General features: G+C 63.7%; 7 protein-coding genes and 1 pseudogene. 1 reads left to right on the top strand and 7 read right to left on the bottom strand.

Going from position 1 to position 10060, the window contains the following annotated elements; all coding sequences use genetic code 11:
* Positions 1-110: 110 nt before the first annotated feature.
* Positions 111-1868 (bottom strand): ATP-binding protein, encoded by a 1758-nt coding sequence (locus HY726_05030; GenBank protein ID MBI4608354.1) that lies wholly within the window; start codon positions 1866-1868, stop codon positions 111-113.
* 488 nt (positions 1869-2356) lie between these two features.
* On the opposite strand from HY726_05030, the gene HY726_05035 reads away from it, so the two are divergent.
* On the top strand, positions 2357-3184 hold the full coding sequence (locus HY726_05035; GenBank protein MBI4608355.1) for an urea carboxylase-associated family protein: 828 nt from the start codon (positions 2357-2359) through the stop codon (positions 3182-3184).
* 23 nt (positions 3185-3207) lie between these two features.
* Here the strand turns inward: HY726_05035 and HY726_05040 are convergent, their stop codons facing one another.
* The 6 genes and pseudogenes from HY726_05040 to HY726_05065 form a co-directional block, all read right to left on the bottom strand.
* Positions 3208-3528 carry a ribbon-helix-helix protein, CopG family gene (locus tag HY726_05040; protein ID MBI4608356.1) on the bottom strand — a complete coding sequence of 107 codons (321 nt, stop codon included), beginning with the start codon at positions 3526-3528 and terminating at the stop codon, positions 3208-3210.
* Between the two features lie 277 nt (positions 3529-3805).
* Complete coding sequence (locus tag HY726_05045) at positions 3806-4111, bottom strand: cupin domain-containing protein (GenBank protein MBI4608357.1); 306 nt, start codon at positions 4109-4111, stop codon at positions 3806-3808.
* Positions 4112-4128: 17 nt separating this feature from the next.
* The gene (locus HY726_05050; protein ID MBI4608358.1) at positions 4129-4860 is read right to left on the bottom strand and encodes a hypothetical protein; all 732 of its coding nucleotides are present in this window, start codon (positions 4858-4860) and stop codon (positions 4129-4131) included.
* Positions 4857-5402, bottom strand: a complete 546-nt coding sequence (locus HY726_05055) for a nucleotidyltransferase (protein ID MBI4608359.1) — start codon at positions 5400-5402, stop codon at positions 4857-4859. The genes HY726_05050 and HY726_05055 overlap by 4 nt, the downstream gene beginning before the upstream one ends.
* Before the next feature lie 2832 nt (positions 5403-8234).
* A pseudogene (locus HY726_05060) lies at positions 8235-9119 on the bottom strand (phosphoribosylaminoimidazolesuccinocarboxamide synthase).
* A gap of 13 nt (positions 9120-9132) precedes the next feature.
* The coding region (locus tag HY726_05065) for an amidohydrolase (GenBank protein ID MBI4608360.1) at positions 9133-10060 on the bottom strand (928 nt) is incomplete at its 5' end.

Raw genomic sequence — 10060 nt, forward strand, 5'->3', positions numbered from 1 at the left:
TGCTGTTACAGTCGATCTGCGACCCTGTATTCCTCCACAGGATACGCTAAAGGCAGAAGGCCGGCAAGGGGGTGCCGACGCTCTCCTGCATCGGCACCGCCCTACGACCGTCAGGCCGTGAGCTGGACGCGGTAGGTCTCGGACCACTCGCGGCGGAGGCGGTCGAGCAACTGGTGGGATTCATTATCGATCCCAGACAGGCGGCTCTGGGTTCGAGCCAGGGACAGCAAGAGAAGATCGAGAGCCAGGATCGGCCCAGACTTCCCGTCAGGCGGAGCCGCGACCTCATCGCCATCAGCTCCCGTCTGCTGCAAGCCCATCTTCCGGACGGGATCGTACAGCTCGCCGAAGAACGGGTGGGCTGTATTGATCGTCAGGATGATCCGGCCGAAGCGATGCTTCACGTCGTAGAAAGGCCAGTACTCGTCGTGCTTGAAGTCGATGATGTACTGCGAGTTCTTCACGCGCTCGAACGCCTGCTCGTCGGTCTCGCCCTCCCTCTTCAGGGTCAGAGCGAGGCCACGCAGGTTCTCGTCGAGTTGGGCCTCCTCCTCGGGCGTCGGTGCCCCCGAGAGCGGGTTCTGCTGGAAAGGGTCGGCCTCGCCAGCCCTCGCCTCGCTGGGGCTGGGCTTCGCGGGTTCCCGCGCCGCCGCCTGCTGGGCCTGGAAGCGCTTGATCTCATCGTTGATGGTCGTGATCTCGTCGCCGAGCGCTTCCTTGATCGCGTCCTGGACGTACCCCTTCAGGCGCACGCCCTGCTTGTTCGCGGCAACGCCGAATGCTTCGTCGAGGACGCCAGGGAAGTCGATCTGGACGCGGTACCAGTGGGTGACGCTGTGTCGGGTCGTCAGCCACGGCATCGGCCCGGCGAAGACCTCGCGGTCATTCCGGAGGATCGACACTGTGTTCCCATCGAAGACCTTCAGATCGTTGCGCAGCGTCTTGCGCGGGAGCGACATCCAGTCCTCAATGGGCAGCCGGTACAGCTTAATCGTGATCGGAGCGGTCTCCGTCCCCCTCTCGGTGATGTTGACCTGCACCGACTTCGAGACGATGAGCCGGCTCAACCTCACCAGCAGATCATCCAGGCGCGTGTGGCGGGCGTTGGGCATCGAGTAGGTCGGGTCGACCGCCTCGACGCGTCGATTGTTAACGAATAGCTTCAGGCCGGTACCGATAGCCCTCCGGTAGACCCGGGCCATCTCCTTGACTGCGTGATCGACCAGCGTGCTCGCCTTCGCGTAGGTAAGCCGGTCGCACTGCGGCATATACACAATCGTGCCGGAGCGGCCCAGGCGCTCCTCGAGATCCACGCCGCCCGGCGCGAGCAGCTCCTGCTCGGTGCGGTCGGTTGGATAGATCATCGGCTTCTTGAAAATGTCCGCGACCTCGTCGGGCAGTTCGGTAAGCATGGTCGGCTCGGACAGCTCGACGAGGTTCCGCCGATCCTTCCCGACCGCCTCGACGTCGAGCGTCATGTTGTAGATGGCGCCCGGTTCCTGCCATGAATACAGCTCCATCACGGGGCTCATGCTGAGCGCTGCCGTCTTCATTCCCATCCCGAAGCGGCCGATCCGGGTGCGGTTGCCGAAGGTCGTCGAGCCACCGAAGGACGTGGCGACCTTCAACACCGTTGCCGGCATGCCCGAGCCGTTGTCATAGACCGCGGCGTCGGTCTGGTAATCGCCCTTCTTGCCGGTCTGCCGGAGGTACACCCTGATCTCGGTCGCGCCGGCCTGGATGGCATTGTCGACGTGCTCGCACAAAGCAGACGTAGTGTGGTTGTAGCCCACGTCGCGCAGCGATTGGATCATCGTCTGCCCGAAGAAGAGCGGGACCGTCGCATTCTCCTTCAGGATCCGGCCCATGACGGCCTTGCCGCCTCGCGGAGCGTCGGGGCCCCAGTCCAGGGCGCTGACATCGGTCTGGTCGAGGGGGGTCTGATCGGTGGTGGCCATGGCTTTGCTCCTCCTTTTGTTTGTGACGCCGTCTGTTCGGCGTCGGGCGAGGCCAGTGTGGCACTCAATTCCTAGGAGATGAGCAGAGGCTTGCGTTAAAGGGGGCCCTTGTAGAACCAGACCACCGCCCGGGCTCCCCTGTACCATCCAGCCATGCTCCTGGAGGGGTGCCTAAGACCTGGAGGGGTAGGCCGGCAAGTCAGCCGGGCTCAGGAGAGCCAGGCCAGCGCACCCTACCAGGAAGACGACCGCCAGGCTCGGGAGGAATGCCCGCGGGCTCACGCGCCGCAGCCTCCCGGGTCGCACCGCCTGTGGAGACACGCGCGTCGCTCCATGGGATATGGCAGTATAACATCGGGCCTGCCCCGAGTGAGGTCCGAGCCCAGCGAGGTGCTGCGATGGCAAAACCACGGGTGATTTACGCGCGGCAACCTGGCACGCCGGTCGACGCCGACCGGGAGTTCTACCGCCGGCTCGCCTCCGAGACCGACACGCGAACCCCGGTCGACAGCTTCATCGTTCCCATTCGCTCAGGCAAGGCCTGGCCGGTCCGCGCCGGACAGCTCTGCCGGATCGTCGTGGTCGAAGGGCCGCAGGTCGCCGACTTCAACGCCTGGAACCTCCACAACCCGCGCGAGCGCTTCTGGGCCGCGCGCACCAAGCAGCTCCACCGGAGCCACGTGACGACCTACGACCGCCTCTGGTCCTGCCTCCCCTACCTCCGGCCGATGCTCACGATCACCAACGACACCGTCAACTACGGCATCGACGAGGACGGGGCCGGGTGCCACGACCTGCTCGGCACGCGGTGCGATCCGTACGTCCACAAGCTCCTGAACGGCGAGGAATTCGATTACTGCTGCCACTCGAACCTGGTGCGTGCCGTTGTCCCCTACGGCCTCAGCGAGTCGGACGTCCACGATGTTCTCAACATCTTCATGGTGACCGGCCTGACCCGGGACGGCCGCTACTTCGTCAAGCCGAGCCCCGCACGGAAGGGGGACTTCTTCGAGTTCTTCGCCGAGATCGACCTGCTCTGCGCCTTCTCCACCTGCCCCCACGGCGATCTCTCGGTCGCGATGTGGGGTCCGGACGCGGCCGACCCGACCTCGACCTGTCGTCCCCTCGGCGTCGACGTCTACCAGCCCGCGCCGACACTCCTCGAGGGATGGAGGCCGCCCCAGCCCGTGGACTATCGCGGGCTCCACGGCTTCCGGCTTCCGTAGGTTAGGCCGCGGGTTCCGAGCGCTTACCGACGACGGTAGGTCGTCGTGGTCGAGGCGCGCGTAAGACGCTTTTTCGCGCGGGCTTTTTTACTCTCACCTCCCACATACGCGCGGAACTCCTTGAGGGTGAAGTAGTTCCCTCGACCGATGGCTGCTCGGCCCTGCTCGATGGCGCGCTGCTCGGCGCGGGTAGGGGTGTACGCGCGCCCGGCCAGCATGAAGTAGGTGCGGAGTGCTTCGCGGACGAGCTCCGAGCGGGTATGATGCTCGGCCTTTCGGACCTTCTCGACCGCGTCGATCATCTCCGGCGGAATTGAAACGGTCACGGTGGCGCGTGTTCTCATACGGGCAAACCTCTGTGTTATTTGGTGTTACTTATCCTACCGATCATGAAGAGGCGCTGAACCGACTGCCTGAAACGACGCGGAGGAGGATTCGGAGCGGACGAAAGTACCGAATGACTCGGCCCGGAGAATTGGTGCCTCTCAAGCGAGGCGCTTAGCTACGTTCCGGCGCAAAAATGACGGTCCTGCGCGATTTTCTCTGGGTCGCGAGGGCGACAACCTGGCCGAGCGCCGCATTTTTCGTGACAGACCAGCGGGTGTCGCGAGATGGTCGGCGTCAGTACTGGGGCGGAGCGTAGACGGTAAGGAAGAAGAGCGGACGGGACGCGGGGTTCTTCACGTGGTGCCGCGTCCCGGCGGGGATCATCACGAGAGCCCCCGACCCGGCGCAGTGCTCCTTCTCGCCCACCCGGATGATCGCCTCGCCCTCGACAACGTAGATGATCTGATCGCCCTCGTGAACCTCTTCGGGCCCGGCGTCCTTTCCCGGCCCGATCGTCATCACCGCCGTCTGGCTCCGCCCCGTCTCCTGGAGCACCCGAAAGAACTCCCCCTTGTAGCCGAAGATATCCACGGCGTCCACTTCCAACCCTCCCTCGCCTACCCGCTTCGCGGCCTGCTCGGCGGCGCAGTCGTCGGCGCAATGTCGTGGTCAGCGAGCCAGTCGCGCGCCGCGTCATGCAGGCGCTCGTCCCGGAAGGCGAACCACGCCTGGCGCTGAGCGGGGTGGTCTAACAGGACGTCCTTGAACCGGCGGAAGGCGCCACGACCATCCAGGGCGACCTCCAGCCGGTCGCCCAGGCGAGCGTCGCGGACGGACGCGGCGAAGTCCGCCATCCAGCCGTACTCGACCCGGGAGTCGAGCGGCTCGATGTGGACGACATGGCCTGCGGCGAGGCCCGCATCGATCTCCTCCTCCGAGGGCCAGTCGTCGTCACCCAAGCGGTCGATCGGGACCATGAGCACCTCACCGCCGCGCAGGTCAAGGTAGCAGGTCCACTCGCCGGCGTTCGAAGTCAGCGCCATCTCCAGGTCGTCCCAGTTCACAGGCACCCGTCTCGGCGCCGCGCCGGGCGCTGGATCGTCCCGGCCGAGCCAGATCGCGATGCGAGCCCGCGTGTCCGCGTCGAACTCATGGCCGTAGAAGCGCAGGAACAGCGCCCGCCGCAGGTCGGCCGGAGAGGCGCGCGGGTTCGCGGCGAGCACAGACGCCCGGACAAGCGCCTGGGCCGTGGCGCGCATCGAGCCCCCGATCCTCAGGCGCTCCTCGCCCGAGCGCGCGAGCAAGAGCTCCCGATATCTCCGAGCGACCTCCGGCCGGGTGTCGGTCACCGGGCCGCCTCGCGGTAGAGGTCCCCGAGCCCGAGCCGCTCGCTCCAGCGCCCGAGGTACTCCCGGTCGAGGTCGGGGATCGAGGTCAGGAGGTTGCGAACGTCGCTCAACTGGACCTCCGACCGGGTGTCCCTGGCCCAGTCGAGCTTCGAGATGATCAGGTCCTCCGGCGCGACGATGGCGAACTCGTGCCCCTCGACGGATGCCCGACGGCGCCGCCCGAACTCCTCGCGCCGGTACTCGCTGTCCTTGCGCACGATCAGGTCCACCTTGACCACGTGCGCGTGGTGGATCATGTTGAAGGTACCGCGCGTCGCGATCGCCTCGCGCACCGCGTTCCGGTCAACGTAGAAGTCCCCCTCGAACAGGGCGCAGACCCGCTCGGCATCGCGAGCCGACAGCTCCACCACGATGTCGATGTCCCGCGTCATGCGCGGCACCGCATAATAGTTGGTAGCGATGGACCCCGTCACCATGTACCCGATCCCGGCGGATTCGAGCCGTCCGGTGACGATCGTGAGGACCTCCAGCTCCTCGGTCACCGGGATCCCACGCCCGCTACGAATCTGTGACAGGAGCGCTCAAAGCACCGCCCCCTCCCCGCCATTACGGTTGCTGCTTTAAATTCTTTGTCGTGAAACTCCGACTCGGCGGTAAAGATTGAGCAGAAGGGTCAACAGCACGCTCAACCGGACAACCCGGTCGTAGGGGACCCCTGCGGCACCCGACTATTTCAATTTTATCGATCAGGCGTTCCCGGACGTTTTCGACGCCGCCAGACGGTGTGGCACTTACTCACCAACCTTAAACTATTAACTCCTCAGATCACTTACTTGTAGACGCCGTCTTCGCTGCCTACTTTCAAGATTCTAAACCACGCGCCGGCCGCGAGTCTTCCAGTTGGCAATGTCAATTGTCACGACATTGAATTCGCCCGCGTCTAAGGGTTCCTCAATGACCCACAGCTTGGGATTTTCAGGTATGCCTGGGACCACACAAACCCAGAAAGGCACGTTGTTCTGCTTCGCCTGCTTTGCGGCCGTAGGCTCGTTCCCGACCAGCTCGACAGGGTGTTCGGCTTTCTGGCCTTTGATCTCGAGCAAAACGCGGCGGCCGTCGGCAATGGAGGTCGCCTCACGATCGTAGCCATGTTGCTGGCGATTCTTGGAGACGAAGTTCCTTAATTCTCCGCTGAGCTTCTGCTCCACGAAGGCCATGGCGAACTGTTCAACATGCGGATTGCCGGCTTGCTCTTTCACCTCGACACTTGCAAAGAATTCCTTCCAACCTGCTCTCTCCGCACGGGGTACGCCTTGGAGATACTCTTCGCTAAGAAAATCCATGTGAGGCACGTACCTAGCATTCCGCTCCCAATCTTCATCCGGTGAATACGCGCTGCTGAAGAAGACCTGGTTTGACGGCTTGAGACTCCCTGTTTTCGTAAGCACCCAGATGGGCTCCGACAACCTTGGTCCCTTTTGTAGCAGCCGTGTGTAAGCGACCAACTCGTCCTGTGGCGGCGCCTGGGCTCCGATCCCCAGCTTGGGCAGGAAGATCGTTCGGCAAACCTTGTCGTAGTCAACAGACTGTACATGGGTGCGCTCCTGGAAGAACTTGGCAAGTTTTGGCGTGGTGAGCTTCGGATGGATCAGCTGATAGGACTCGAGGAGATCGTCGACTTCGCTAAATTTCTTGCGTAACTGAATCACTTCACCGGGGATATCACGCAAGTAAACGGTGTTCGCGGGTGCAAGCCTGTTCTGATCAGTTAGTACGTAAATAGGCGAGTCGTACCACTGAATCCGTCCTCTGATTGTACGCCGTTGTTCTTGTCTGAAGTCTTGCCCGCTCTCGGCCATCGCCTCGTACAGCTGGGTGAACCACTGCACGTGGTTCTTCTGGTGCAGTTTCTGCTCCAGTAGCTGCTCGTTACGAGCGAGTCGAGAAAGACTCACAGTCTTTACTCGGTTACGGAGACTTGCAGGAACTGCTTTGACATCTACGTCGCGATGTGCCAGGCGCAGACCGCTCTCTCCGGGGAATAGACTCGCCAGATCAGAGTCGTTCAGGAGTCCCGTTAGTCCCTCCTCGGGATAGACCGCCTTTTCAGGCTTCACGTGCCCCCCGCCGGCAGTCGGGTACACCTCCGCTCCTTCGAGGAAAGCCGTAAGCGGGGCGTGCAGTTTTGGGTAAAACAACTTGTGGAACGGCGCCTGGCCCCAATACGGTTGGAAATCGAAAAGGCGGAGGAATTGGCTACCCCACTTGCGGTGCTTCTTAAACTCCTCTACCGCTTCTTTAGCTGCCGCCGCCGCCTCGCTTACTAGCCAGTGGTTCCAGGCAAGCTCGTACTGGATGGCCTCACGCCCGGGTTGAACGAGGAAGTCCGACTGAATAAGAAACCTCGCACCGCTGCGCTCTTCAGTCAGCGGCAGAAACGATGACACCGAGCCGAGTGTACTCGCATCTTCTATCGGCATAAGGTTGTCTTGATCGTCCACGCCGAAAGCAAGCACTATTTCACGCTCCGTCACGCCTTGACGCCTGTAAAACTCCAGTATCGGATCCCTGGCAACTTCCGGCGGCACAGACATAACTCGGCGGAAGATCACGAAGCGATGGGTTACTCTGCCTTTTCTCACGGCAAGTATTCGGCCTTGCCCTCCAAGGTTCTTAATGACGGTCGTTTCGCCCGTGTCCTCATCGCAGACCCGCAGTTTCTTGAGCCACTTCAGAAATAAGAAGATGTGGACATCCAGCTTCGTTAGCTCCTCGCGGGTTTGCTCGTATGCCCGGTCGTCCCTGAACGGCAAGACAAACGTGGTCAGCCTCGGGTCTACGGGTTCCTCTGGTTGCTCCACCCACAGTGGGGCGATTTGCCAGGGCCACGGCTCTGCACTCCGGTCTTTCCAATGAGCCTTGTCGAACTTAAACCGGAACAGGCCAGAGTACACCTGCGGGCGATCCGTAATCTTAAAGACGGACTTGAAGCCGATCCCGAGAAATCCGAGGGTTCCCTCTTCGGGCTTCTTGTTGGATCTCACGCCACAGATCGCGTCTACGTCGTCTTCGGTGAACAAAGAGGCATTGTGCGAGACTTTGATGCAGCCTCGAGAAATACGGAACTCAATCTCGCCTTCGCCAGACCCACCTCTGTTGCCGGCGTCCTCTGCGTTCTGCAACAGTTCAAGGATGAAATGGGCAGCACGTGAGAAGATGCTTTCACTGATGGTACTAAGCATCTGTATGGAATCACGCCACAACCTCCCACGCGCGGACGATCCGATGTCCTCACAAATCCTCTCAACGTGTTCCTTTGCTCTCGTTACGTCACGCACTCGCAGTCTCGAAGGAATCGCCGTCGGCGCCCTTCCCAGCGAGTGCCCGGTGAGGAGGCGGTAGGCTTCGAGGTACTTCGCCGAGGTGCGCTGTACCACGTCGGGCGGGAGCTCCGGCGCCGGGGGCTGCTTGTTCCACGCGAGGCGCTCGAGGTAGTCCCGGACGTACTGCTTGTCGAAGGAGGGCGGCGACATCCCGGGCGCGTACTCGGCGGCGGGCCAGAAGCGGGAGGAATCGGGGGTGAGGACCTCGTCCGCCAGCAGGAGCTGCCCGTCGCGGCGCCCGAACTCGAACTTGGTGTCGGCGATGATGATGCCGCGGCTCGCCGCGTAGTCGGCCGCCCGGCGGTAGATCGCGAGGCTCAGCCGCTTCAGACGCGCCGTCAGCTCAGCCCCCACGGCCGTCGCCATTTCGGCCTCAGACACGTTCAGATCGTGGCCGGCCTCGGCCTTGGTGGCCGGGGTGAAGATCGGCTCGGGGAGCTTCTCCGACTCCCTGAGGCCCGACGCCAGCGCAATGCCGCAGACCGACCCGGTCTTCTGATAGTCCTTCCAGCCCGAGCCCGCCAGGTAGCCGCGAACCACGCACTCGAACGGAACGACGTCGCACCGCCTCACGAGCATGGATCGGCCCTCAAGCTCCGCCGCATACCTCCTGAGCGGCACGGGGTACTCCCTCACGTCGGCGCTCAGGAGATGGTTGGGCACCAGGTCTCTGAGCAGCTCGAGCCAGAAGAGCGTGAGCGCCGTCAGGACCCGCCCCTTCTCGGGGATGGCGTTGGGGAGGACGACGTCGAAGGCCGAGATCCGATCGGTGGCGACGATGAGGAGGGCGTCCGCTCCCACCGCGTAGACGTCCCGGACCTTCCCGCGCCGGAAGAGGGGGAGATCGGGAAACTCCGTACGGGCGACGACGCCGATGGCGCTTCTCCCCTCAGCTGGCGGCGAACTCCGTCTTGGCGCGCTCGACGGCCTCGGGATTCGCCAAGAGGTCCGCCGTCGTCATCGCCATCGCCTTGGCCGCCACGAGGAGGCCCTGGCGAGCGAGCGGCGAGACCGCGGCCTCGGCGAAGGCCCGCGAGTGAATCGCGGTGCCCGTCGGCGCGACCTTGATGAGTGGCTGGATGGCGGGGATGAACTGGCTCACGTTGCCGATGTCCGAGGAGCCGAGGCGATCCGGGATCGGCGCCTCCTCCTTCACGCCGAGCCGGTCCAGGTTGGCTCTGAAGAGGTCGAGGAGCGTCCGGTTCCGCTTGAGCGGCTCGTAGACCATGTCCCCCTGCGTGACCTTGAGCTCGGTTCCGCTCGCCCGCGCGGCGCCCTCCGCGCACGCCACGACGCGGCGGTACACCTCCCACATGTACGTCAGCGACGCGGCCCGCACGTAGAAGGTGGCCGAAGCCGCCTCGGGGATGATGTTGGGGGCGGTGCCGCCGTTGGTGATGATCCCGTGGATCCGCACGTCCGGGCGCACCTGCTGGCGCAGCATGCTGATCGCGTTGAAGGTCTGGATCACCGCGTCGAGCGCGTTGACGCCCTCCCACGGCGCCGCCGCGGCGTGGGCGGCCTTGCCGGTGAAGTCGAAGTTCACGCGCACGACCCCCAGGAGCTCCGCGTCGACGACGTTCCGGTCGGCGCCGTGGATCATCATGGCGCAGTCCACGTTCTTGAAGACTCCGCCCTCGATGAGCTTCATCTTGCCCCCGCCCCCCTCCTCGGCGGGAGTGCCGATGACCTGGATTCGCCCCCGGGGGAGCTGGGCGCGGACGGCCGCCAGCGCCGCGCCGGCGCCGGCGCCCGAGGTGGCGATGACGTTGTGGCCGCAGGCGTGGCCGATCCCGGGCAGCGCGTCGTACTCGCAG

It is taken from the genome of Candidatus Rokuibacteriota bacterium (genome assembly GCA_016209385.1).
Classification (GTDB): domain Bacteria; phylum Methylomirabilota; class Methylomirabilia; order Rokubacteriales; family CSP1-6; genus JACQWB01.